Below are 24,240 nucleotides of genomic sequence, written 5' to 3' on the forward strand. Positions count from 1 at the left end.
CACCCTCCCCGGACTGCGACAAGCTCCGCCCGTACGTCCACCCCCGGCCTCTCCCCGGCAGCCGCGTACGCGGGCGGCCGCCTGGTGGAGCTCGGTGCGCGCCAGCGGCCCGCCCGCGGGAAGAACCGTAAGCACGGCCGCCTCCTCCACCGTGGCCACCAAGTGCGCCACCTCCGCTGGCCCCGACAGCAACCGGTGCACATGCACACCCAGCAGCCGGGGCGCCCATCCCTCCAGAGCGTCCCGGGCCTGCTCGCACAACCCGCCGATACCCGCGCGGGGGCCCGCGGGCGCCGCCTCGGCGCTCATCACCCCATGCTCACCCCCACCACCGACAGCACCCTCGGGAGCGGGCAAGGCCAGCGTCGCCGCTGCGCCTGGCCCCGGGCCGCGGCCGCAGGCGACGTCCCCGCCCCGGGCTCGGGGCGGGGAGGTGATGGCCGGGCGGTCAGCCAGGCTCGTTGCCCGCGGCCGGCTGAACGTTTGCCCGCAGGGCGTCGCGGGCGGGGAACAGGACGCAGCTCAGGTCTTGGGCCGGGAGGGCCAGGATCGCCTCGCACTCCCGCGCCCAAGTGGGCAACGGCCCCGTGCGCAGCAGTTCCAGCGGGCGGCCGTCAACCGCGGCGGCGATCCAGGCAAGAATCGTCTCCACGCGGCAGCCGTCGGTCCGCGGCGGCTATGAGATAGGCGGAGTGCAGGACGCGGGCGTGGGCTGCCCTCGATCGCACGCGCCCGCCCCCTGGTCGCCAATGGGGGTCAGATGTTGGCGCATTCCTCGATGACCGCGCAGGCGAGGCGGATGCCGCCCAGGTAGGTGGAGATGCCGTCATCGCCGTGCATATGGGGTGCGTCCTGGAACCACTGCTGCCACAGGCCGCCCTCCTGGAGGAATTGGTTGGCCCGGTCTCCGTGCACGACGGAGTCGGTGTACGCCAGGGCGCCCATGACCGTCGGCTGGTCATAGGCAAGGTCGGGCCGACGCAGGTAGCGATCCAGGTAAGCCGCAAGCAGGTCGGCATCCCGTGTGGTGCCGAAACTCGCCAGCGCCACGCCGTAGGCCCCACCGGCGCAGCAGACCACACTCTCCAGCAGCAGCGCTCCCAGACGCTCGCGAAAGTGGTCACGGCGCGAGACGGCGGCGAGCCATGCCGCGGTCCGCCGCTCGCGCCAGCTGCCTTCGAAGAGGATGGTGAGCTCGGCGTCGGAAACAGCCTTCGCATCTGCGGCCAGGGCATGAGCGAACGGCTCGTACTCCTCGCGTGCCATACGAAGTACCGCTCCGCCGAGCTTCAGGTAGCGGCGCGCCGGGAGGCAGTAGCGGCGGTACAGAGCCTGTATCTCAGGATCGTGGCGGATCATCACCCCATCCTCTCGCAACAGGCACCCAGCTGAAGGCGTACCGCGGAATACGCCTGCGGTGATCGCGGCACGGGCGGGACGACACCTGAAACCCGGGGTGGGTGAGCGGGGCGTGGGAAGCACGCAGGGTTATCACTCCATAGACGTTGAGCCAGAACCCGAAACAGGTGACATGGCAACGGTGCTGGAGCAGCCAGTTCGGGACCCTGGGACGAACAGTTGGAGGCTCTGTGGAAGCGGGTGGTCGCGGAGTGCGGAGAGTCACAGCGGCTCGCGGACGAGCACGAAAAATCGACGGGGAACTGGCTCCCCACGGGTCGAAGGCGGTCCGCGCGCTGTGCGGGCCGGACGATGTCGTCATCGACGTCCTGGCGGCCGCCCTGGCGACCCAGGGGGAGCAGTGGGAGCTTGAGCGGCGCTTTGCCCGGATCCTCCGCCGCCTGCCCGCGGACGTCGGCCCGCTGTGGTTCGGTCTACCGATGGCCAAGTTCAACAGTCTCAAGCCCCCCATCGACGGACGCCCTCAACTGGTCGACCTCGGCATGCCCGTCTTCACCGACGACGGGCTACCGCCTCAACCGGATACAGGGGAACCCGGGTCCCAAGGCTGATCGCCCTGCATGACCGCGACAACCCACTGGCCCGGCCCCATGCAGGGCCCTTCCGAAGGTCAGCCCTGGACAGCCCGCCGGCTGCTACCGAGAAGCCTGGTCAGCCGGGCGGCTTGCCGCTCAGCGGTTCCCGGCGGGTTGCGCGGATGTTGAGGGTCGTCGAAGGACAGGAGGAACAACCACACGAGTGCCAGAAGCCGACGGCATGCCAGCAGCCGCGCTCGTTCCGTGGCGCTCAGATCGAACTGGCTTAGGAACATCTCCACATCCAATGGCTGGTCAACCCAGCTGGCCACATGCTCCGTGATCTCTGCCAGTTCAAAGGGCCGGTCGCTGAGACCGGACTCCTCGAAATCGACGATCCGAACGCGAGAGCCGTCCCACAGGTAGTTGGCGAGGTTCCCGTCGCCTGGCCCAAAAACCTGCGGGATGTCCGGTGGGGCGGCTTGTTCCAAGCCTGAGCGAGCCAACCAGTCCAGGCCGCGATCCATGGCTTCCCCCACCTCAGCGCTGACGTGGGGGCGAGCCCGGGGTGTCCAAGCTCGGATCTTGGCGATGAGCTCATGCTGCTGGCCGGGCCGGACCGGGACCTTCGCCAGCGCATCTGCCGGCACCGCCGCATACATCTCATTTGTTGCCGCCGCCAACGCCTTGGTCTGCGGTTCGCCGAGCAGCCGACCCCGAAGCGGCTCGCCCGGCAGCCGTGACATCACAACGACCGGTTCCTCGGCTGCTAGATCAGTGCTCTGAGGAATAGGAGCCAAGCCCGGTGCATACGCGGAGAGCAAGGTCAGTGCCCGCCACTCCCGTTCGCACTCCTCGCGGCTCCCACGTCGAAACCTCTTGACGACGCTGTGGGGCTTGAGGTCGATGGCGTGAGTACTCCAGGCGGCGGAAGTCATGAAAATGATCTTCCCAGCTCCACAGACACCAAAGCTGCAGCTTGACTCTGTCGGGGACGCCTCCTCACCCCATGAACACTCCTGTCGCTCACTCATGCAGAATCCATGACGCCTTTCACCTCGACCTTCGCGGCCCCGCCCTGCGCGAGGCAAGTACGCGGATCCGCGCCGAACGGGAGCAACTGCGGGAAGCCGGCACGCACCGGGTCACCTGGTTGCGGACCCTGACCCCCGCCCTCCACACCGAACTCGCGGACCGCGGGCTGATGCAGGAGTGGAGCCCGTCCCCAGCGGGCCCAACAGGCCGGCCAGTACCTCGGTGGAACCGGCCTCCGCTCGGGTGCCGGGCTGATCGCCAGACTGTGCACCTGTCGGTGATCCGGGACGCGGCCGTCCCCCTCCCCGCCGAGCTCACCGCACTGATCACCGAACTCGTCCGCGTCCTCGACGACCTGGCCGACCAGGTACCGCTGACCGCATTGAAAGCCCTGGCCGACCTCCGGCACGTCATCGCCCAGAGCGGCCAGGATGCGGTGTACGGACTCTCCGCCCGCGACGTCCCGCTGAGGAAAATCGCGACCGCTCTCGGCACCAGCGAAGCCGCGGCCCGCAGCTACTTCACGACTACTGAGGTTGAACTCGTGGTGTCGTAGGGGCTGACCGAACCGGTGCCAGTTCCACGATGTCCGTCCTCCGCCTCCTTGACGTGGTGAGGTAAGCGTGGTGCCGTCTACCAGCGGTGCCATACCTCTTCGGGTGCAGCGTCACGCGTGACGGAGTGGTCATCTCCGGCGACGAAGAACAGGGCCCAGGACACGACGTTGTCGTCGGCGCGCTGGGCGCCGACTTCGAGTTGGAAGCCGTCGCAGAAGAGGTCGCCAGTCGGACTGAACCGCAAGCCGGTGTCGTGCTTGATTGCGTGGGCTTCCATCTCCTGCGCGAGCTGCGACGGCACACGTCCAATGAGCCGGATCCCCTCGCAGGTCACCTGAGGGCCGACGCGCCCGTCGACGAGGACATAGGCCAGCTCTCGGTCCGCATGGAAGTAGCACTCCACCGCCGCCCGGCTCGTGGGGGCGTCTTCCTTGGCGAAGCGCACGGCGTCCCACCCCGGGCTGTACTCGTCGGGCCGAGTGGTGAAGCCGTGCGCGGCCAGGGCCGCGATGACCTCCTCCTGATTCATGTCCATGCGTAGCGGCCCCAGGGTCCGCCCGGGGAGGTAGTCCCACTGATCCCGCTCCATGTCCGGAAGCACCGGCCACATACCCGTATCCATCACACGATGATCGTTCACCCGGTTTAAACCCCGTGCTTCAGGGCCGATGAGACGCCCGGCCGGGACAGTGACAGCCGGTCGTTACCTTGCGTTGTTCCTCAAGTGGGTCTGACGGTCAGGCCGGTTTCGGCGAGGCAGCCGTCTATGAGGTGGCTGCGGTACTGGATGTGCCGCAGGCCGCGTCGGATGCGCTGGACGAGGTGTTCGGGGGTGGAGAAGGCGACGTTGGAGAGCCAGCCACGTCGCAGGAGGGACCAGATCCCTTCGACGGGGTTGAGGTCCGGTGCGTAGGGAGGCAGGTAGTAGATCGTCAGCCACGCACGGGCTGCCGCCCATTCCCGCAGATCGGAGGCTTTGTGGACGTTGAGGTTGTCCCAGACGAGCACGATCGGGCCGCCGAGCTGCTGGTGGGCGGCGATCAGCAGGTCCCGATAGTCACGCCAGGAGGAGCTCTTGCGCCCGTCGCGTCGGCCGTCGTCCCGGCGGGGCCGGTAGATCAGCCGGGACCGGTGGCCGGGTTTGTAGCAGGTCAGCGCCGCTATGGATATCCGTCTGCGGGAACGGCCGCGGACCCTCACCACCGGGGTCCGGCCGCACTGGGACCAGGTCTTCGCCTGCGGCGGCGTCATGGAGAATCCGGCTTCGTCCTCGAAAACCAGCCAGGCTCCACGGGCCGCCGCTAGTCTTCCGCGCAGGGCCACACCTCCTTCACCCAACCAGCCACCGCCGTGTCGTCCCGCTCCATCGCGCGTCGGGCCGGCACCTGGCACGACCAGCCGTTACGCACCAGCAGCTTGCGCACGCCCTGGATCGTGTAAGTCAGGTGGAAACGCCAGCCGATCACCGTCTTGACCCTGGCCAGGGTCCACCGCTGGTCCTCCCAGCCATGCGCGGCCGGCCCCTTGGCAAGCTCCGCCTCCAACTGCGCGAACTGCTTCTCACTCAGCCTCGGCAGCGACGCCGGACCTTGCGACCGCAGAGCCCGCGGACCGCCCTCATCTCACGTCCGCCGCCACCGCTGCACCGAGCGGACGCTGACCCGCACGTCCTTGGCGATCAACGCACTCGCCTCGCCCTGGGCGAACCGCTCTGCCGCCTGGAGCCGTAACCCCTCGCGGAAATGCTGCCGTTCGGCGGTCAGCCCGCCCCCTTGTGGATACCGCATGCCCCGGTGATACCGCAGCAGACGACCAGCCGTCAGCCCCTACGACACCACGAGTTCAACCTCAGTAGCCGTGATGACTCGCCAGATGAACTGGCGAGTCATCACGGAGAATTTAATCTAGGCGCTCCCAGAGAAATCTCCGGTCTTGTCGGGCACTTCCGCGGTAGCGTTCACCAACCCGCTGGCCAGGGCTAGTGCATGCTCTCGAAAGAACCCGATTCTTTCATAGAATGCCTCCTCAGAGAGAATCCACGCCGAGGCGGAAATCAACGCTGAAAAAAGTACGTGAATTTCCTCCAGCCGAAACTGAAGCTCGCCTCCACGAACCCTCTCAATCATCCGCTCAGCACTAGCGCGATCTACACCGATGCACACAATCGAATCACGGTCTCCATCGGGACGATCCACATGAAACATGAGCGCCTCGCAAATCAACTGGCGCTGCAGATCCGTCAGCCGCAATTGAGCACCATCAGAAGTCACCGTCGCCGCAACTCTCGCTCTCAATGTATCATCACATACCTCCCACTATTAAAAGTGTCCTCGCTGTACTTGTACCCGTGAACGTTTCGGCCATTATCTACAATTAGCACACCCCTGTTGGAATCGTACGCGACGCGCGAATTGGTGTTGGTGTCAATGTGCGTCATTTTTCCTCGCCACGACGCGAAATAGGTGCCCAATGCGTCAGGGTCATGTCCAATACCGGGCAAATCGTGATCTGCGGCAGATTTGGAACCGTCATGCATCCTCTGCACATTGTAATCAACGCCGTCCGCTATGTACGAGCCGTGTGCCGCAGTCACTCGATCATAAGTCGTGTCGTCGAGTGCACCGACAGATGCGTCGAGTCCATTGCAATTATGGACGAGTACTGGAGTCTTGCCCGCAAGAACATAGTACGTGTGAAGTTCATCGATGTTGAGGTTGTAGGTCCGGGCGCGTTGGTCGTGCGGCTTGTTGGCTGTGACCGTGACGGTTTCGGACCGGTCGGTAAGAAGTGTGGTGCCGGGCGTGAGGTCTCCGGCGTCTATCCACCTGGTTGCGGAAGGGGACCAGAAGGGGTGTTCATAGGTGGCGGTGAGTTCTTGGATTCCCTCCTCGGTGGCGATGGAGAGGGTGTTGAAATGCTTGTCGTCTTCGGTGATGATGAGGCGCGTAACTTCGCGGTCGCCGGTTTCTCCCGTTTCAGGGTCGGTGGCTTTTACTCTGTCGCCGATTTTCACGTCTTCAATGTTTTTAGCGGTGCCGTCCGCCATAAGGACTTCGGTGCCGGCGAGGAAGCACTGTCGGCACCCCCCTCCGGTCGGCGACTTGCCGCCTCGGGGCGTTCCGACGCCGGAACCGTCCTTCCCTCCGGCGGCAAGGCCCTCAGTGACGCCGGCCATCATCATCGCTTTGAGGGTGAATCCACTGGCGGAGCAGTCGTTGATCTTGTAGCACGCCGCCTGCATTGCTTGGAAGCGTTGCAGGTTGGTGGGGCCTTGGGGTGACGTGTAGGAGCAGGAGAGAGTTCCGTACCACTTTCCGCAATTTGTCTTGATGTATTCGTTGAACTGCTCTATGAACTGGCTGGCGTGCTCCCAGTTGAGCGGGATGACGACGTTCGGGTAGACGGTCACCTGTTCGTTGCGGATGGTGAACGAGTTGCCGTGGCTGTCGTTCTCGACGATGGACTCTAGGGGTGCCGAGGTCGGGGTGGTGCTGTCTTGGCCGCCGGGACCGTGCGGGATCTCGTGCTCGGGAGCGGGGATCTCGTAGTCGTCTGCGGGCCGTTGGAGGCCGGTGGGGTCGCTGTAGGTGACCGGGGAGTTGGTCGCGTAGCTGTAGCCGTTGAGGGACTGGTGCTGTTCCGGTGCCAGCAGGGGGTCCACGCTGAGGAACTGGCCCAAGGCTGGGTCGTATTCGCGTGCGCCTATGTGGGTGAGGCTTGTGTTGGTGTCCTGGGGTTTGTCGAGGAAGCGTTTGTCGTCGGGCCAGGGGGTGGTGACGGGTCCGCGGGGGGCGCCGAAGGGGGTTGTGTATCGCTTGGAGACGGTTTGGGTGTCGTCCGCGGAGACAGTGAGGGAGGAGGTGCCGTGTGCGTCGTCGGCGACGAAGGAGAGCTTCGCGGTACCGGTTTCATTGGTCAGGACGGCGATTTTGGTGCCGACGATGCTGTAGGCGCGGGTGGCCCACTTCTGGGTGCCCTTGAGGTGGACCTCGTTGAGCCCCGCGTAGAGGACGGTCTCGCCGGCGGGGTCGCGGCGGATGAGGAGCTCGCCGTCCGCGTCGTAGACGTAACCGGTGTTGGTAGCGCCTTCCGTGGTCTGGGCCAGCTTGCCTTCGGGGTTCCAGGTGAGCGTTTGGAAGGTGGCTGCGCCGGGGGTTTCGGCGCGCTTGGTGGTGTTGCCGGTGGCGTCGTAGGTGTACTGGGGGGTGAGGCCGGTGCAGGTGGCGCCGGTGGTGGTCGAAGCAAGGGCGTGCGGGCGGGTGGGCTCGTAGCAGTAGGTTCGAGTCTGCGGGGTCCCTGTGTTGGTCTTCTCCGTGGCCCGCTGCCCGGACGCGGTGTAGGTGTAGCTATTCCAGTACGGGGCAGCGCCGTCGAGGTTGGCGGCGGTGCGCCCGGTGGTCGAACAGTCGGCGGTCTTCGGGGTCCAGGCCTCGGTCAGGCGGCGCTGGCCGTCGTAGGCGAAGCATTGGTTGTCGGCCTTGGTGAAGCCGCTGAGCGGGGCCGAATCGAAGATCGACAGGACGTTTCCGGCCTGGTCGTACTTGTAGGTGAGTTCCTGCAGCATGCCGTTGTGGGTCTGGTCGTTGACCGTCGACTTCAGCAGGCGGCGGGTGCCGTCCTCGTAGGTGTTGCCGATGAACGTCTTGCGGACCCCTGCCGCGCCGGAGCGGGTCAGTGTGATCTGCTCGACGTCACTGAGCGGGGAGTACGCCACGTTCTCGACGTAGCCGGTCAGTCCGGACAGTCCGGTGGGGAGGCCGAAGTCGTTGTAGTGGGTCTGGACGATGTCGGAGGGCAGGCCGCCGGCTGCGGCGGCGGAGACGCTGCCGATGGTGTTGTCGAGCCGGTAGTTGACCGTGCTGTCGGTGGTGGCGGTGATGGCGCCGGAGGTGACCAGCGGATCGTCGGAAGGCAGGGTCAGACGGGTCGTCGTCGGGCGGCCCAGGGTGTCGTAGGCGGTGGCGGACTTGGTGTAGGCCTTGCCGGTGAGGCCGCCTTCGTAGCGGGTGGCGTCAGTGGGCGCGCCCTTGCGGACGCTGTCGTAGGTCCAGGCGGCGAGCTTGGTGGCGTCGGTCTTCGGGGACTTCCACAGGCCGGTCTTGCGGCCGAGCTCGTCGTAGGCAAATTCCAGGACCGTGTTGCGGGCGTCTTTCGTTGTGGCGATCTGGTCCAGCACCGTGTAGGTGAGGGTGCTCTGGCCCTTGTCGGGGTCGGTGGTGGTGATGGGCCGCCCGAAGAGGTCGTAGCTGTAGGTCCACTTCGCGTTGTCGGGGCCGGTGACCGTGGCGGGTTTGCCGTCCGCGGTGGAGGTGTGGACGACGCTGGTGTAGGGGGTGCCTGGCGTGGTGCCGCCGTAGGCGGGGTCGTTGGGGGTGGTGCCGGCGTAGGTGCGGGTTTCTGTGGTCTGTCCCAGGGCGTTGGTGATGGTGCGGGTCGCGGTGCCGCCCTGGACGGCGGTGGTGGCGATGGAGTCACCGGTGTAGCTGGTGGTGGTGGACTGCTTCTGCACCCCGTAGACCAGCAGTGTGCTGGTCGTGGCGCGTGCGGCGCCGTCGAAGACGGTCTGTGTCTGGGCGGGGGTGCTGCCGTATTCGGCGCGTGTGTATACGCCGCCGGGTACCTTGCCCTTGTCCCAGATGTCGGCGTAGGACTCGTAGGCCAGACCTCGGGAGTCGTAGCGGGTGTCGGTCAGGATGCGGCCGCCGTTGGGTGACCGGGTCTGGGTCTGGAGCGGACGCAGCAGCGCGTCGGAGATCGCGTAGGAGGTGTCGTAGTCGCCGCCGCCCGTGAGGGTTGATACCGACGTCCATGGCTGCTTGCCGCGTTCGAGGAGGTAGGCGTAGGTGACGTTCGGGCTCTGGGACTGGGCGCGGTTGGGCAGGCGGGTTGCGGTGATGCGGCCCAGGGCGTCGTAGGTGTTGTACGTCGATCCCATGTTCGCGTCGATGGAGCGAACGGTGGCGCCGCGCAGGTCCGCGTAGGTATAGGTCTTGTGCTGTTGGCCGTTGGAGGCGAGCTTCGGGGCGGTGACGACGGTCACCTGGAGCGGGCCGGCGGCGGGTGGGGTGTAGGTGGTCGTGGTGGTGTTGCCGGCGGTGTCGGTGAAGGTCAGCGGGCGTCCCAGGCCTGCGGCCCCGGTGTCGTAGGTGATCTTGCCGATGGTCTGCCATCCGGCGGTGCCGGCCGGGTTGCGGTCGGCGGTGCCGCTGGCGGCGGGGTAGGCCTGGGCGCGTCCGTTCCAGGTCATCAGGCCCAGGGTGGGAGTCTGGTTCGCGTTCCAGCTGGTGGCGGCGGGGTCGTCGTAGACGGTGGCGGTGTCGGACAGGACGTCGCCGCGGGTCGCCGCGGTGGCGGGGAGGGTGAGTTTGTCGTCGGTGACGGAGCAGGCGGCCGCCACTGTGCGGGTGCGGGAGGTCAGGCTGGTGAGGCCCTTGGCGTCGTTGCGGGCGTACCAGGTGCGGGTGCAGGTTTCGTCGCCTGTTTTGGCGGTGTCACCGGCGGACGAGGTCTGGGTGGCCATGCCGTAGACGTCGTCGTAGGTGTTGTCGCTCTGCGTGGTGCGCCAGGTGTTGGATGCGCTGAGGTAGGTATGGCTTCGGGTTGCTCCGGTGCGGACGTAGTACGCCTTGGTGTTGGCGTAGGACTTTTCCTGGCCGGCGGTCTGCTTGCTCCACGGGTCGCTGACCGACACGGAGATCGCGGTGGGGCCGTCGTAGGTGATGCTCTGGCGCTGGAAGCCGTTGTACTGGGCGTCGTCGTTGATGTCGGGGATGGTCAGTCCGGTGACGGGGACGGCTGCGACGGTGGTGGTGCGGGTGTCGCTCGTGCCTTTGCGTTGGTCGCCGCGCATGCCCTGCATGTAGACGTTGACGGTCTTGGAGCGGGTTTTGCCGGTGGCTCCGGTGTAGGCGGTGACCTTGCCGTAGCCGCGCCATTCGGACCAGGTGCGCTCGTCCTCGGGGGTCAGGGGGTCGTCGTTGTGGTGCCAGCCGGGATTCGCGTACTCGTAGGCGTGTTCGACGAGGTCGTTCTGGCCGGCCGGGTCTGCGATGGTGACGGCGGTGACGTTGTACTTGTGGAACCAGTCGAGCTTGGGGTCGCCGCCGTTGATGGGCCAGTACACCGGGTAGCAGGACAGTGCGTTGTCGTCCTCCGCCGCCGGCATCTTCGAGCCCCGTACACATTCGGGGTCGGAGAGCGTCACAGTGGTGATCGCGCCGGCTTCGGAGGTGATGGTGTTGATGCGGGGCCGGTTGAGCGGGAGGATGTTGTCGCCGTCGACGTCCACTCGGTTGGGGCGCATGTGGTAGGTGAAGTCGACGGGCGGGACCGTGAGGGTTCCGCCGTTGTTGCCGGTGCGCTTGAGGGACTTCAGGACCAGGCTCTGGTCGCTGGTGTCGCCGAGGTCGCCCGGGTCCAGGTATTCCTGGGTGAGGTCGTAGGTGTCGATGGGCGCGTAGTTGTCCGGCTCTGGAGCTGTGGACCACGCGTACGTTTTCACGTTCGTCATCCGCTTGCGGGTGAAGAACGCCGGTCCCATCGCCTTGCAGTCGGTGACGCCCGTGGCGCAGATCGAATCGAAGGGGACATCGGGCCAGTTGTCCGAGGTGTCCTTCGTCAGTGAGGTGCAGTTTGCGGCGAAGCAGCGTTCTTCGTAGCCGAAGGTGATCTTGTGGGAGGTGATGCCGGTGAAGAGGGCGTCGGCGCGCTGGCCGTAGCGGATCTCAGCGAGGGTGCCGCCGCGGGTGTAGGCGGCGAGGTTGGCTTTGTCTCCATTTTTGGCATAGTTGTTGGTTTCGGCCGAGTACCAGTAGGTGGCGGCGTTGCCGTGTATGTCCTGGACCAGGTCGAGGTTCCAGCGCCATGCCTGGACCTCGGAGCGGGACGCGAAGGTGGAGCCCCTGCTGTAGCCGGGCTCACCTGGGTCGTCGCCGAAGACGGGCGCGGTCCAGGTGGAGTTGGTGCGCTCTGAGCCGGCGCCGGGGAGCTTGTTGAGTCCGAAGGTGTGGGTGGTTCCGTCGCTGGTGACCACCTTCCAGTACTCGCCGTTGGCGTCGCCGTTGTCGGCGCCGGTGCCAAGGGTGACCTGGGAGGCGTCGTCGTCCTTCAGGCGCCACGTGCCGCTGGTGTCGTCCTTGACGAGCTCGGAGGCCTTGCCGTTCAGGACGACGGTGGCGTTCTCGTACTTCCAGCACAGGTCGTGCTTGTCGGTCTGCCCGTCGTCGTCACACGAGCCGTACTTGCGCTCTATGTAGGAGGACGTGAGGTCGAAGCCCTCGCCGATCTGGGAACCCTGGTTGTTGGAGTTCGCCGTCCGGCCGTCGATGGCACCGCTGCTGTAGGAGAAGGACAGGGAGGGCTTGGGGCCGGCGGCCGGCGCGGGGACTGCCAACGGGTAGGACCAGGTGAAGGCACCGGAGGAGGAGCCGGATGCCCAGCTGGAGGACGCCGAGAGCGGGGTCGCCGCGAAGTCGCCGCCGCCCACGGGCGAGGCGCTCTGGGTGGCCATGACGGCGAAGACTGCCGGCGCCTGCGTCGCGGCGGCTTTCGACCTGGCCGCGGCCGGAGTTCCGGCGGGCAGGGTGGTGACCTCGGCCGTCACGGCCTGATTCTCGATGCTGTTCGCCGAGGGCAGCGGGGTCGTCTTGCGGCACTCCTGCTTTTCGGGAGTGGTCAGCGCACAGGCAGGCAGGCTGACGACGCCCAGGCGGGTGGACCAGCCGCCGCCGACTGCGGAGGCGAAGGAGGCGTAGTCGACGGTCAGCTGCGCGGGGCCTTTGGCGGTGTTGGCCGCGGTGAACAGGACACCGGTGATCCCGGCCTTCTCGGCTGCCTTCTGGTCCAGGATCCTGACGGTGGACTTTGCGCGGGCATCGCTGCCTTCAGCGGCGGGTGCGGGTGCGGCTGGCCCCTGAGGGGCGGCCGGAGCCAGAAGAGGGCTCTTGACCCGTGCGATCGGCTGTACGTCGATCAGTCGGGGCGACCCCGAGCGGGCGGCAGAGGTGTCCTGCTCCAGGGTGGCCGCCTTGGGCCAGTTGGACTTGGCTTCCTTGCGGGCCCGGTCGGCCTGGACCCTGTTCTCCGCCTGGTTCTTGGCGACGAGCGCACGGGCTTCCTTGGCGCCCTGGGCATTGACGGCTCGAACCTTGGCGTTCTTGTGCTCGGGGATCTTCGGTGCGCCAGGAAGGTCAGCGGCCCCCGCGATCGGCGTGAGTGCCCCGGACGCGACGAGAGCGAGTGTCAGGGCCCCTATCAGGGGCAGTCTGTGGCGGATTCCTCCGCCTGGTGAGTGGCTTGGCATGGAAAGACTCCCGGGTATGGGTATGGGTATGGAAGGGAGCCGTGGCCGCGGTGTCTCGCGGCCACGGCAAGATTGTGCTGTTCAGAGCCCGGTCAGCTGGTGGCCCCGAGGACGATGTCGGAGACCTGCCGGCTGTCCTGCAGAGCTCCGGACCAAAGGCGCATGCCGGTGATCTGGCCGGGCAGGAAGTTGCCCCAGGCGCTGCTGGTGTAGCCCTTGCCGACGGCGAGTTCGCCGCTGCCCGTCACGGCTGTGTAGGTCTTGGGCTGGCCCTGTCCGGCGGCACCCACGTAGAGGGTGATGGTGCCGCTCTGAGCGTTGTGCACTCCGGTCACCTGCGCACCGGCGTTCACAGCCGCCAAGCTCTCACTCTCCACTGAGGTACCTGTGCCGTCGGCTGTCAGGCGGCCGAAGTGCCAGGTCCCCTCGACGAAGTACACGTCCTTGGCCGGGTCCTGCTCATCGGGCTCGCTGTGGACACCGGTCTTCTCAAACCACAGCCCCCAGGAAGAACCAGAGGCGGTGCGCTGGCCGATGACTTGGGCTCTGTACCCGTTCGGCTTGGTGAGCAGAGCGGTGTTGTCGAGCCTGGCCTCGGCGGTCACGGTGAAGGAGCCGGTGTCGTCGACGACCGGGCCCGCGGCAGTGGCGCCCTGGGTCGTGCCGTTCAAAACCAGGGCGCCGTTGCTGACGGGGGTTCCGTCGGTCGAGGTGAGCGGGCGGGCGTTGCCGGAGCGGTCCGTGAAGGCCGGGCCGGGCTTGGTGAGGTCCCATTCGCCGGCCAGGTCCAGTTGCGGCTTGCCGGTCACCGTGTCGATGAGCGCAGCGTCCTGCTTGACCTCGTCGAGGCTCTTCTCGTCCTGCCAGACCTTGACCTCGTCGATCCGGCCCGGGAGTTGCTCCGTCCAGGCGGCGGACTGCTTGGCGGCGCCGATGGCCATGACTCCGGTGGAGGCGATGGGGTTGGTGATGGTCATCTGGCCCTGGAGCTGCCCGTTGACATACAGCTTCGCGAGATCGGTGGACTCGTTGTATGTGACGGCGACGTGGGTCCATACCCCGGCCTGTGCGGGGTTGAGGCCGCTCAGCTTCTTGATGGCGCCTGTTCCGCCTGTGGTGTCGTCCGTGGCCATCTGCATAGACCACGGCTGGCCGGCGGCAGCGGTGATGGCGAGACCACTGAAGTTCTTGCCGCTCTGGCCGAGCATGGAGAAGGTGCCGTCGGTGCGGTCCAGGCGGACCCAGCCGGCCACGGTGAACGAGGTACGGGTGTCGAAGACCGGCTTGGAGCTGTTCGCGTACTGGCCGCTCGTCAGCTTGAGCGCACGGTCCTCGTGTGGGGTGGGCGTCTGGACCCAGCCCCTTCGGCCGCTCGCGGGGCGCTGGGCCCCGGCGGTGAGGTACAGGTTGTTCTTGAGCGCCGGGTCGGATGTCGAGGTGTCGATGGCCTGGCCGGAGGTTTCGTCGAAGGTCCAGTAGCCGATCGGGTCGGGGCCCTCCTTGACCACGAAGTCGACGATCTTCGTCGCGCCCCAGCGGCCGACGGAGTCCTTGGCCTTCACGCTCAGCTTCATCGTCCCCGACAGGGGAGGAGTGATCGCGACGGTCGGGTTCGAGCCGGCGATCTCGGTCCAGGTGGTGTCCGTGGACAGCTTGTACTGGAATGCGGTGGCCGTGTCGCCGCTCGCCGGTGCGAACGTGAACTGGCCGGGGGTGCCGGGCTTTCCGGCCGCGACGCAGGCCGTGCTGGTGCAGGAGCTGTAGGGCGTGCCGAAGGTGATGAGCGGGGCCTTCGGGGCGCTCGGGTCCACCTTGAAGTAGCAGTCTCCGCTCGGGGTGCTGTCGCGGACCTGGCTGTCCGCGAAGGACTTGGTCCAGGTGCGGAAGCGGTAGAGGGCGCCCTCCGCGAGGGCGGCGGGCGGGTCGGTGGTGACGGGAACGTTGTCGCCTACGTAGCCTGAGCTCGGCCGTTCGATGAAGGCGGCGTCACCAGCGTTGGCCTTGACCGGGCTCCACGTGCCATTGGTCTCCTTCTTCTCGGTCTGCAGGGCGATCCTCAGAGAGGCACCCGCTTCGCCGCCCCACACGGTCTCGGTGATAGCTGTCATGGCCGGAGTCGGGTCGGAAACGATGGAGGGCTTGGCCGGGTCGCCTGAGCAGATCTCCCCCGAGCCTGTGACCAGGCCGACGTAGATGGGGGTATTGGGCTTGCTGATGTAGTCCACGGACAGGACCGCGTCGTTACGGAATCGCTTCCAGGCGGCCGTGTCCGACTCGTCCTCCGCGCGCAGCTCCAGGTTCAGCCGGTTGTAGCGGCCGCTGGCGAAGTCGCGGACGGTGGGGGTGAGGTTCTCATCCGGTTCCTCGGGAAGATTGTCGGAGAATTCGACCGGTGCGGCTGGCGAGTTCGGGTCGCACAGTGATCCGCGGCCGGCGGAAAGCCAGCGGTCGCCCATGAGGTCGGCGTAGTTGGGCTTGTTGCCCCAGTTCGTCGACGGGCCGATCTCTCCGTCCATCCGGACTAGCCACACGTTGCGCACGTCGCACTGGAAGGCCCACGGCTCGGTGACGCGGAAGCGGGCGTTCAGGACCTCTTTGCCGACGAGCTTACTCGGCGAGAACTCGAAGTACAGGCGTTGCACATAGCCGGGCCCGCAGTAGTACCCGTTCCAGGAGCCGCACTTGCCCATGCCCTTGCCCAGACCGTCGTCGCCGTTGTCCCAGTTCCAGAACGAGACGCCGTCGTTGCGGAGCGCGGTGTGCTCGGTGCCGTCATCGAGGGCGACGGAGGGGTCGATGTAGAGCGGGAAGGCCGCAGGATCACTCTGCTTGAGGATGCCCGTGTCCGGCACGACGGCCAGGGAGTCGGCATCGACATCGACGGCCATCTTCGCGACCTGCGAACCCAGAGCCGGCCCGTCCGCGGGGTGCCCGGACGGTTCCGCACCGGCCGGAGCCTTGGGCAGGGTACCGCCCGCGGACTTGGCAGCGGCCACCTTCTCCTTCCCAGACAATGTGAGCGCAGCGGCGACGCCCTTCGAGTCCCACATCAGGGCCGGGGGCGCCTTGAAGACCCGGTTCCCATTGGCATCCGTGGCTGACAGGCCACCGTCGTTGCCCGTGTTGAGCTGGACGTCCTTCGCTCCGAGGTCGAACTCGACGCGCTGCAGCTTGGGGTTCTTGGCGGCCTCGGGGGTCTTCACCACGAGAACCTCGCGGAAGCCCTTGAGCGTGGCGGTCATCCGCAGATCCACGCCTGGCAGCACCTCCGGATACAGGGCGCTGTCACCGCTCAGCACAGGCCTGGGCAGGGCCCCGTTCTGCCAGCCCCACGACATGGAGCGTCCGGCGCGGTCGATCGTGACCAGGCTGCTCTGCTCTCCCCCGCCGGAGAAGCTGACTCCGGCGACAGCCGCCTTCGGCCCCACCGAGCCGTCAGCACGGAACTCCAGCGTGGCGTCCGGCGTGACCCATCCCGATCCGCTCTTCGCCTTCACCCGCACCGGGACAGCAGAGGTGTCCAGACGGAACGATCTTCCATCTGGGTTGGCGAACGTGGTCGACGAATCGGTGCGCTCACCCACCACCTCGACAGGCTTGCCCGACTTCTTGGCCGCAGCGAGCGCCTGTTCACTCTCCGACACGGGCGATGCCGCGGCGGCAGCCGGCGCGTAGGCCGATGGAACACCCATGACAATGGTCATGCCCAGTGCGGCGGCCACGGCATGACGAAGCCGCCCGCCTTTTATTACAAACATAATCCCCCATATTCATTTGACGCGGAAAACTACCCAGCCTCCACGTCAAACAATCCACTCACTTTGAATTGAAGTGCAGCTCTTACTGCGATTTAGCCAGACGAAAGTCGCCGAGTTCAGTGGGCGAGTTGAAGAAGAAACCCCAGCGCCAGTGATAGCCGCCAGAATCCAGAACCACAGGCGGCGGTTGGACCTTCGGAGAGTTGCGACGCACCGTCAGCACACCACTATCGGACGGATCAGGAAGAGGTCACCCATACGCAAGTGACGGAATCATACAGGTTGTTGAAATGATGGCCAGCTCTGCCAGTCAGCGGCGTTCGAGACTCGACACGGATCGCGGCGGCACCGCCCTCACCCTCAAGGCCGGCCGGAACCACTGGGCGGTAATATCCCGCTACGGCACGCTCGCTGAATCGCCCTCAGAAGCCGCCAAGCGCTTTAGCTACGGCGCTTCCCGGCGTCGGATGCGGAATGGGGCAAGCTGTCCCGTCGGAGCCTCGCCGTTGTTCCTACCCGAAGGGATCCACCAGGCGATTGCTGAGGTCAAGCATGCAGCAGTCGAATGTCACACATTGCATGAATCCCGGTGGCGACTCCACCGCTGAGCTGTGTAGCGGAGCTCAGCCGGTCAGCTCGACGAGGGCGCCCAGGAGAAGTACCACGGAGGCCAGCGCACTCACTGTTCCCAGGAAACGGAAGAGGCCGGCCGACGCAGTCCGCGAAGGTTCACCAAGGTCTCCCAGGCTGTGCCTGCGCAGCTCCGCGTTAGCCTCGCCCCGGCGCGCCAGTGCGTTGGATGCACCCCGTACGTTAAATGCGAGCGCGCCACCGCCCGACAGGCCAGCCAGGCTCAGGACCAGCAGGAATACGCCGATATTCATGTGATGCCCCCCCGGGCGTAGAGATGAGCGGACCCTAGCAGACAGCAGGCCGTCCACCGCAGGCGCGGCATGTGACGTGTGTGACAGTGGGGCTGACGCCAAGTGCCCCGCATGCGGGACGTAGTCGAGCCGACCTCATCACTCCCCACCTGTATTTCGCCGCCGACGCTGCCGTTGCCGTTGCCGGACGGAACGTCGTACTGCGGCTGCGGGCCGGGCGGTTCATCTCGCGGTGCTCCGCGTAGGCTCGTTGAGAGGGACCAACGCGGCCCAGCTGTTCCCAGAAGTGCGTAAGCAGGGAACGCCGGCCTGCTCCTGGGCGACGGAGAGTGCGGCGACACCGTGGCGGAGCGCGTAGTCGAGCTCTTCCGGGAATGCCGGAATGAGCATCAGGAACTCCACGTGCCTGCCGTCGGACAGCGTGGTGTGCTGCATCTCGCCTTCGAAGGGGGCTACCGCGACATATCCCGAGAGGGCAGTGCCCTCCCACAGCGGAGCGGGCGAACGGTACATGTTGTTCGCCCCGGGCGGGTGCAGCTGCTGTTCAGCGCAGTGAGGCTGTCGGGTTCTTGCCGCTCTGGGTCTGCTTTACGCGGTCCACCACCATCTTGGTGATGTCCATGAGCCGACCCGGTACCTCGGCGCCGGGTGTCCAGGCGTACTCGACTTTCGCGACGACGGAGCCCTGTCGCACGGTGATGCCGCGGCCCGTCCATCCCCTGTCTCCGGTCGGCAGTGTGTAGGCGTCGATGGCGTCTCCCGGAGGGTTGGCGCCGAGATCGTCCTCCGCGCCTGTCCCCTTGAAGAAGCGTGCGGCGTCGGCCGCGTGATTGAAGGAGATCATCTGAACGCTGATGTTCTGCGTGTGGTAGTCGGTGGCTCCTCCGGCGGCCGTGGCGATGGCCTCGGCGCACATCTCGTCTCGCCAGCCGTTGGACTGGCAGATGACGGGATTCGACATGTCCCAGCTTTGCGTGCTGCGTTCCTCCAGCCCCCGAGGCATGTCGACCCCCCTCGGGACCGCTGCTTCCAACAGCTTCGGATACATGACCAGAGCCGCAGGGCTGCTCTTGGCAGGGGCGGGCGCTCCAGCGCCGTCCCCCTTGCCGAAGGAACCGTCAGTTGCCTCCGTGGTGCAACCGGCCGTCAGCACGCAGATGAAGGCCGCGTACGCCAGACGTCCGGCACGCGCCCCGAACACTCGATAGCCGATCACGATGCGTGGTACTCCCGTCTCCGTGGGTGTGGCTGGATGATCATATGGGCCAGTCACACTGCGGACCCGGCCCGAAAGCCGGCTGGCGCCACCGCTCGCCGTGACAGGCGGGACCACTTTCGGTGGAGCGCGGTACACGGGCCCCGGGAGGCGTCACCCTGAACCTCGGCGGGCCCGGATGAAGGACGACCGTCAGGGTCCGCGCCCGCATCGAGAAGACGGGTCAACTCGCCATGGTCACCTGGCTCGACCGCCTGATGCGCAGGAGTCCACAGATTGTCAGCGTCTACTCCCACTGCACGCGGAAGGTTCACTTCGGTTTGCTCGCTGCGCTCCATACGAATCCCCGCCCATCCCACCGCCGTCAGTACAAGCGCATTCACTCCCCAGTCATCACGAGCAGGGCACCAAGCCCAGACGCATCATGGGATGAGCGGCAGTCTCGGTGCTCCCGGCTCAGGCACGGAGCAGTGAGGCGTGGATGCGGGCGATGGCCCGCAGCACCTCGTCGCGGTTCTTGGCCTGCTGCATCCATGCGGGCAGGCGGGCCACCACGGTCATCTTCCGGCCGTGGTGGTGCCAGGGAATCCCTTCACGCAGCGGCGCCTGGACGAATCGCCTGATCAGGTCCAAGTGTTCCAGGTCGTAGGCCCATATCCACCCGTGCCGGGTCTCGATCTGCAGCCACAGACGGACGCCGAAGTACGGGTCCGTGGCCGGCTCGTCCCGGTCCCGGTGCAGGGCCACACCTCCACGGCTCCATTCCTTCGCCACCCCGCAGTTTCGGCAGACGAGACGCCTTGGTGCAGAAAGGTCCCGATCGTGCACCCCGGCCGGCTCCGGTCCTGCCACGACATGAGCGATATTCGCGCAGCCGGGACAGCACACGAGGACCGACGCGAGGAAGTCGTACTTCGTGCTGCGCGGGTCCCGGAACCGGTGGTGTGTGGAGATCGAACTCATCAGACCAGTATGCGAGCCAAACACCGAAGGCTCCTACGGATAAATTTCAAGCCGAAGGAAGCGGCCCGGGCTGGGTGCTGTCGGTGGGGTGTCGTAGCGTCGGGGCGTGATCTCCGAGCCGACAGGCCGGGCCGCGGGCCCCTACGATGCAGCTTTCCTGCCCCGGCTGCGGATGTCCTTCCGTGCTGCGCGCGAGCCGGTTACGGAACCGGTGTCGAAGTTCGGCGGGCAGCCGGTCTGGCTGGACGAACCGGCCTGGCCAGAGCATCCCCGTACGAGCGAGCCGTTGGTGTTCATCGGCCAGTTCCGAGTGCCGGGAGACGAGGTGCGCCTCGCGTACCTGTTCCTGCATGAGGAAGGCCAGGTCATGGGCGGCGACACTCCGGAGGACGGCGAGGCCGTCGTCCTGATCCAGCCGGGTGGGCGGATACCGCCCTTCGCGTCGATCGGCTCCCCCGGCACACAGGGGCGGACCCTGTGGCGTTGGGGTCCGGACTACACGGAGGTACCCGTCGAATGGCTCACAGGCCTGACTCCGATGCCGCCGGAACTCGACAGGGCAGCCAACCAGGCCGCCGCCTGCTCCAGGTGGCTGAGAGGCGAGGGTCCCGAGACCGAATCCCCCAAGAAGGAAGGGCCCAAGGACTTCTCGGGGGGCGAGGCCGTCTACCCCAACGACCAGGCATTCGGCATCGATGCCTCGTGGCGGTTCCTCTGCCAGTTCGAGGACCGAGGCGAAGCGGAGGAGGACCCGTTCTTCCTCAACTTCGGCTACGGAACCGGCTTCCTCTTCCTCAGCTCTGACCACCTCGAAGGCCGGTTCATGTGGGACTGCAGCTAAGGGCTGTCCCGTAATTGATCTTGAGTAGCCTTGGGCATGGTGGAGTGCCATGTGGCTCGGTCTCTATCCGGCGAGGGCGAGGTTGTGCATCCGTGCGATCCCGAGCATGGCGTGGTGCACGCCGTCGCCTTTGAGGCGGCAGTTGCGGAGGATCTTCCAGGTCTTCATGCGGGCGAAGACGTGCTCGACGCGGGCGCGGATCTGCTTGTGGGACTTGTTGTGGGCCTGCTTCCAGCCGGGCAGCTCCTCGCCCTTGCGGCGCCGGTGGGGCATCACCAGCCCGGTGCCCGGATAGCCGCCATCGGCGATGGTCACGGTCTTGCCGACGGCGCCCTTCGCGCCTGACTCCTCCCACGCCTTGCAGTCGTTGCGGTTGCCAGGCAGCGGCCGGCCGACCACGACGACGAGCCGGGTGTCAGCGTCGATGACGACTTGGTGGTTGGTCGAGTAGCGGTAGTTCTTCGACTGCTCGGCCACTGCGTGGTCGCGAGTGGGCACCAGAGTGCCGTCCACGATGAGCACGGTGTCCTTGGCGAACCGCTTGCGGGGCTGGAGCGCAAGCATCGGCCCGGGATGGTCGATGATCCGGTCCGCCGCTGACTTGGGCACCCCGAAGAGCGGAGCGAACTGGCGCATCGTCAAGTTCGTTCGCCAGTAGGCCGCGACGAGTAGCACACGATCTTCCAAAGGCAGGCTCCACGGTCGCCCGCGGTGTGCCTGGCCAGGCATTTCGCGGCGGACCACGGTCATCGACTTACCGAAGGAGCGCGGGCTCAGCCCGGTGAACGGGGCTATCCATGAAGGTTCCGACGCCGTGATCACACCAGCCATACCAAGATCATCTCATCGTAACCACGGTGACCGCCCCTGCATCGAGTGAGACTTGGTGGATGGAGAAGAACGCCCCGTGGTCGCTGGCAGATGCATGGGACTGGATGGAGGTATCCGCACGGTCCGCCGACGCCGCGGTGCGAAGAACCGACTCGTGGGTTCCCCCTGTCGCAGAGAAGTTGGTGCTGGCCGCCGGAGCGAGCGCGTTGGGCCAGTGGTATCCGTTCACCAGCCACAACTATCTTCGGTTCATTGACGGACCCTCGTTCTGGATGCCTGGCGCACAAGACGACGGGAACGAGCTGGCAGGGTCCATCTCCTTCGACACCGGCGGGCCGGAGAACTCTCCCGTCTTCCGGGTCTGGAGCGGCCTCCTTCTCCGGAAGCCCGACCCCGTACTCGTACTCACCACTCCGAACGTTGTCGAGGCCGTAGACGCACTGGTACGGCTGTTGACGGCTCCCGGCCTGGCGCGCCGACCATAGCGGCGCCCCGCGCAGCGATTCCGGGACAAGCCTTAGCCTGAGCCGAGGCTCTCATCGGGCTGAGATGATCTGGACCAGGGAAGGCCACGGAATGTCGCTGGAGATGCTCCCCGACCGAGCCGGGCGGGAACTCGACTTTGAACCCATGCTGGACAAGCTCCTTACGATCTTCTGCCCTGACTGGGAGCTACCGCCGATCATGGAAGGCGAGCCCCAGTACCTCCGCAACGAGGTGAAGCGATACCAGCTCGGCGAGGCCGCAGCCCAGGATCCCGCAGCGACACGGCAGCACGCCAGCCTCCTCACGCATGCCGCAATGCACGATCAGTGCCGAAGCGGCATACGACAACTCATCCAGCCCTTGGTCACAGCTTGCGGCTATCGCCAGATCCAGGCCGCGATCATCGACTACATGCGGACCGGATCCCACCCCGAAAAAGTCGGTGCCGGTATGGCCTGGTACTTCGCTCGCCCAGGTCTCCAATACGCCTCCATGGAAGACTTGAGGCGGAGAATCCCCACGGAGGAAAGCAAGGCGGTACTGAAGGCGCTGGCAGATCTCCGCAACGAGTACCGATCGGCCTGCCTCTCCGCGTTCCTGACCTGCGAAGACCCCGAGACACGCCAGGACCTTTCGCTGAACCTCAGCCTCAACCCGGCGGACTACCCGGCCGACCTCCGAAGCAGCCATGAGGAGGCAAGGCTCATCATCCAGGCAGACCCCGAACGGTATCGCTGGCTGCTGGAACGCTGCACACACAAGCCGCCGTCGGCATAGGACCGACAAGATCGATCGATGCGTCGCACTCTTGACAACGACGATTGGGAATCAGTCGCAGTTGTGACTGCGCTCGGTAGTTGGCGCCGTTCGCCACATCGAGTGCTCAGGTTCGTTTGGCGGACTGGGCGTACTCGTGCTGTCGGTCAGTGGTTCCAGTAGTCGCGTTGCGGCAATTGCACCCACAGATCGGGAGGCCCGACGACCGCCCGTGCGTCAGTCAGGCGCAGCCCGGTGAAGGCGCAGGGGTAGGCCACCGCGTTGTACTGGTAGAGGTAGGCGGCGAGGACTTCTTCCGGGGTGTCTCCTTCCTGTGCTCCGCCGCCGGGATGCAGGTCCCATCCCGTGATGGCACCGTCACGGGCGGTGCTGCCCTGGTTGCCGCTCTTGGGGTTGGCGTACAGGCCGTAGCAGACGGTGCCGCGGGAAAGTCGGGTGAGCACTCCGGGCATCTGTGGTGCGTAGCCCCACGGCTGGGTCACGACGCAGCCGCCCGGCACGGACGTCACTCCGATGATTTCCAGATCCCCGTCGAACGCGTACGGATCCTCCAGCAGTTGCTTGATGTCCTCCTCCGGCGCTGGGGTCGCTTCCAAGCGCCGTACCGCTTCGGCGGCGTCGATGCCCTTCACGCAGGCCAGGCCGGTGCCCTCGTAGTGGAAGCTGCCGAGCGCCCCGACGAGCCGCGCGGCCTCCTCGGCCGCCGTGCGCTCCGCAGTGTTCAGCTGCTGGCCGGCGGAGACGTCGAACAGGTCCGGCGTCGGCCCGGCCAGGCTCAGCCGCCCCGGGGACCAGCCGCCGATCAACTCCCGCCAGGGATCGGCCCCGGCGGCGGCAAGAGCTCGCGCGTTGTCGGGTTTCCTGGACACGACGGCCTCCCACAGAGCCGTCACGTCGCTCTCCAGGGCGTCCACGTCCTCCACCCGCCCGGCGAGCTCCGTGACCACCTCCGGCGAGCCGAACACCGCCGCCCGATGCAGGGGGCGCCCACCGCTCCATGCCTCAGGGTCGGCACCCTGCTCCAGGCGTCGACGGATATCACCCGCATCCGTCCAGTCCCAGCCCATACCGATCCAGCCTCCACCAGCCACTGTCACCACGCGCCCTCGGCTCCTCACCCGGATGGCTACCTGCAAGCCTCCGCGGCCCCCACGCTCGCATGCGCGACTGACAGTCCACCCCAGCGCAGTCGGGCCCTCTGGCGCCATGCCGCACGCCGATTGCCGACTGATCACGCCATCTGGCAAGCGGTGCCGACTACGACGCTCAGGCACAGGTGATTGTGACCGTGCATGCTACCTGGCGCCGATGGACAACTTCCATGCACAACCCGGGCGGCATGACCGAGGCCGCGACCGGTCACGCCCTGCTCAGAGCAGGCCGGCCCAAGGGTCATCGTCCGGTTCGGGCTGTTCGGGATGGGCCATGCGGCGAACGCAGCGCAGGAGTCCCGGTTCACCTGACCCGGCGGCAGTCATCCACGGCAGGGCCTCCATCGCCTGCGCGCGCTCGTCGGTGGCGAGATCATCAAAAGTGTGGCGGAGATCTGCGGGGGCGGGCTCGCTAGGACCTGTCCGGCCGATCATGTACGGAGCCAGATGGTGAGGGCTGCGGCGGTGGCGGTGCCGAGGTAGACGTAACGGCGCTTGTCGTAGCG

At 66.5% G+C, this 24,240-nt stretch carries 18 protein-coding genes and 1 pseudogene; 4 read left to right on the forward strand and 15 right to left on the reverse strand.

The features are described from left to right. Positions 1-448 precede the first annotated feature (448 nt). The 3 genes from AB0M92_RS36775 to AB0M92_RS36785 all read right to left on the reverse strand — a co-directional run bounded on the left by AB0M92_RS36775 (position 449) and on the right by AB0M92_RS36785 (position 2,872). Positions 449-652, reverse strand: coding sequence for a hypothetical protein (locus AB0M92_RS36775; RefSeq protein WP_366106721.1), 204 nt, complete (start codon positions 650-652; stop codon positions 449-451). Between the two features lie 104 nt (positions 653-756). Next, positions 757-1,359: a DUF6000 family protein gene (locus AB0M92_RS36780; protein WP_366106722.1), complete on the reverse strand. Its 603-nt coding sequence runs from the start codon at positions 1,357-1,359 to the stop codon at positions 757-759. Positions 1,360-2,029: 670 nt separating this feature from the next. Further along, complete coding sequence (locus AB0M92_RS36785; protein WP_366106724.1) at positions 2,030-2,872, reverse strand: aminoglycoside phosphotransferase family protein; 843 nt, start codon at positions 2,870-2,872, stop codon at positions 2,030-2,032. 362 nt (positions 2,873-3,234) lie between these two features. On the opposite strand from AB0M92_RS36785, the gene AB0M92_RS36790 reads away from it, so the two are divergent. Further along, positions 3,235-3,525 carry a hypothetical protein gene (locus AB0M92_RS36790; RefSeq protein ID WP_366106725.1) on the forward strand — a complete coding sequence of 97 codons (291 nt, stop codon included), beginning with the start codon at positions 3,235-3,237 and terminating at the stop codon, positions 3,523-3,525. Positions 3,526-3,602: 77 nt separating this feature from the next. Here the strand turns inward: AB0M92_RS36790 and AB0M92_RS36795 are convergent, their stop codons facing one another. The 10 genes and pseudogenes from AB0M92_RS36795 to AB0M92_RS36840 all read right to left on the reverse strand — a co-directional run bounded on the left by AB0M92_RS36795 (position 3,603) and on the right by AB0M92_RS36840 (position 19,648). After that, positions 3,603-4,166, reverse strand: a complete 564-nt coding sequence (locus AB0M92_RS36795; protein ID WP_366106726.1) for a hypothetical protein — start codon at positions 4,164-4,166, stop codon at positions 3,603-3,605. A gap of 80 nt (positions 4,167-4,246) precedes the next feature. Then, on the reverse strand, positions 4,247-4,807 hold the full coding sequence (locus tag AB0M92_RS36800) for an IS630 family transposase (RefSeq protein WP_366106739.1): 561 nt from the start codon (positions 4,805-4,807) through the stop codon (positions 4,247-4,249). A 20-nt stretch (positions 4,808-4,827) separates the two neighbouring features. Continuing rightward, positions 4,828-5,313, reverse strand: a pseudogene (locus AB0M92_RS36805) (winged helix-turn-helix domain-containing protein). A gap of 117 nt (positions 5,314-5,430) precedes the next feature. Then, positions 5,431-5,796 (reverse strand): hypothetical protein, encoded by a 366-nt coding sequence (locus tag AB0M92_RS36810; RefSeq protein WP_366106727.1) that lies wholly within the window; start codon positions 5,794-5,796, stop codon positions 5,431-5,433. A 20-nt stretch (positions 5,797-5,816) separates the two neighbouring features. Next, positions 5,817-12,827, reverse strand: coding sequence for a polymorphic toxin-type HINT domain-containing protein (locus AB0M92_RS36815; protein ID WP_366106728.1), 7,011 nt, complete (start codon positions 12,825-12,827; stop codon positions 5,817-5,819). Positions 12,828-12,919: 92 nt separating this feature from the next. Next, positions 12,920-16,330 carry a LamG domain-containing protein gene (locus AB0M92_RS36820; protein ID WP_366106729.1) on the reverse strand — a complete coding sequence of 1,137 codons (3,411 nt, stop codon included), beginning with the start codon at positions 16,328-16,330 and terminating at the stop codon, positions 12,920-12,922. An 878-nt stretch (positions 16,331-17,208) separates the two neighbouring features. Further along, on the reverse strand, positions 17,209-17,469 hold the full coding sequence (locus AB0M92_RS36825) for a hypothetical protein (protein ID WP_366106730.1): 261 nt from the start codon (positions 17,467-17,469) through the stop codon (positions 17,209-17,211). A gap of 222 nt (positions 17,470-17,691) precedes the next feature. Then, positions 17,692-17,982 (reverse strand): suppressor of fused domain protein, encoded by a 291-nt coding sequence (locus tag AB0M92_RS36830; protein WP_366106731.1) that lies wholly within the window; start codon positions 17,980-17,982, stop codon positions 17,692-17,694. Between the two features lie 31 nt (positions 17,983-18,013). After that, positions 18,014-18,685, reverse strand: coding sequence for a hypothetical protein (locus AB0M92_RS36835; RefSeq protein WP_366106732.1), 672 nt, complete (start codon positions 18,683-18,685; stop codon positions 18,014-18,016). A gap of 456 nt (positions 18,686-19,141) precedes the next feature. Continuing rightward, entirely contained in the window at positions 19,142-19,648 is a 507-nt protein-coding gene (locus AB0M92_RS36840) for a hypothetical protein (RefSeq protein ID WP_366106733.1), read from the reverse strand. Between the two features lie 106 nt (positions 19,649-19,754). Here AB0M92_RS36840 and AB0M92_RS36845 point away from each other — a divergent pair, with 106 nt between their 5' ends. Beyond that, positions 19,755-20,489 carry a hypothetical protein gene (locus tag AB0M92_RS36845; protein ID WP_366106734.1) on the forward strand — a complete coding sequence of 245 codons (735 nt, stop codon included), beginning with the start codon at positions 19,755-19,757 and terminating at the stop codon, positions 20,487-20,489. Positions 20,490-20,552: 63 nt separating this feature from the next. Here AB0M92_RS36845 and AB0M92_RS36850 read toward each other — a convergent pair whose 3' ends face one another. After that, a complete protein-coding gene (locus tag AB0M92_RS36850; protein WP_366106735.1) occupies positions 20,553-21,320 on the reverse strand; it encodes a transposase in 768 nt (255 codons plus the stop codon). Between the two features lie 59 nt (positions 21,321-21,379). Here AB0M92_RS36850 and AB0M92_RS36855 point away from each other — a divergent pair, with 59 nt between their 5' ends. Together AB0M92_RS36855 and AB0M92_RS36860 are read left to right on the forward strand one after the other, a co-directional pair. Then, complete coding sequence (locus tag AB0M92_RS36855) at positions 21,380-21,805, forward strand: hypothetical protein (RefSeq protein ID WP_366106736.1); 426 nt, start codon at positions 21,380-21,382, stop codon at positions 21,803-21,805. 91 nt (positions 21,806-21,896) lie between these two features. Further along, positions 21,897-22,583 (forward strand): hypothetical protein, encoded by a 687-nt coding sequence (locus AB0M92_RS36860; protein ID WP_366106737.1) that lies wholly within the window; start codon positions 21,897-21,899, stop codon positions 22,581-22,583. A 146-nt stretch (positions 22,584-22,729) separates the two neighbouring features. Here the strand turns inward: AB0M92_RS36860 and AB0M92_RS36865 are convergent, their stop codons facing one another. Further along, positions 22,730-23,650: an ankyrin repeat domain-containing protein gene (locus AB0M92_RS36865; RefSeq protein ID WP_366106738.1), complete on the reverse strand. Its 921-nt coding sequence runs from the start codon at positions 23,648-23,650 to the stop codon at positions 22,730-22,732. Positions 23,651-24,240 lie beyond the last annotated feature (590 nt).

Source organism: Streptomyces sp. NPDC051582 (assembly GCF_040681715.1).
Taxonomy (GTDB): domain Bacteria; phylum Actinomycetota; class Actinomycetes; order Streptomycetales; family Streptomycetaceae; genus Streptomyces.

Coding starts and splice junctions, on each gene's coding strand:
- AB0M92_RS36780 (WP_366106722.1), bottom strand. CDS start 1,359: ATGATCCGCCACGATCCTGAGATACAGGCTCTGTACCGCCGCTACTGC.
- AB0M92_RS36785 (WP_366106724.1), bottom strand. CDS start 2,872: ATGACTTCCGCCGCCTGGAGTACTCACGCCATCGACCTCAAGCCCCAC.
- AB0M92_RS36815 (WP_366106728.1), bottom strand. CDS start 12,827: ATGCCAAGCCACTCACCAGGCGGAGGAATCCGCCACAGACTGCCCCTG.
- AB0M92_RS36825 (WP_366106730.1), bottom strand. CDS start 17,469: ATGAATATCGGCGTATTCCTGCTGGTCCTGAGCCTGGCTGGCCTGTCG.
- AB0M92_RS36830 (WP_366106731.1), bottom strand. CDS start 17,982: ATGTACCGTTCGCCCGCTCCGCTGTGGGAGGGCACTGCCCTCTCGGGA.
- AB0M92_RS36840 (WP_366106733.1), bottom strand. CDS start 19,648: ATGAGTTCGATCTCCACACACCACCGGTTCCGGGACCCGCGCAGCACG.
- AB0M92_RS36850 (WP_366106735.1), bottom strand. CDS start 21,320: ATGGCTGGTGTGATCACGGCGTCGGAACCTTCATGGATAGCCCCGTTC.
- AB0M92_RS36855 (WP_366106736.1), top strand. CDS start 21,380: ATGGAGAAGAACGCCCCGTGGTCGCTGGCAGATGCATGGGACTGGATG.
- AB0M92_RS36860 (WP_366106737.1), top strand. CDS start 21,897: ATGTCGCTGGAGATGCTCCCCGACCGAGCCGGGCGGGAACTCGACTTT.
- AB0M92_RS36865 (WP_366106738.1), bottom strand. CDS start 23,650: ATGGGCTGGGACTGGACGGATGCGGGTGATATCCGTCGACGCCTGGAG.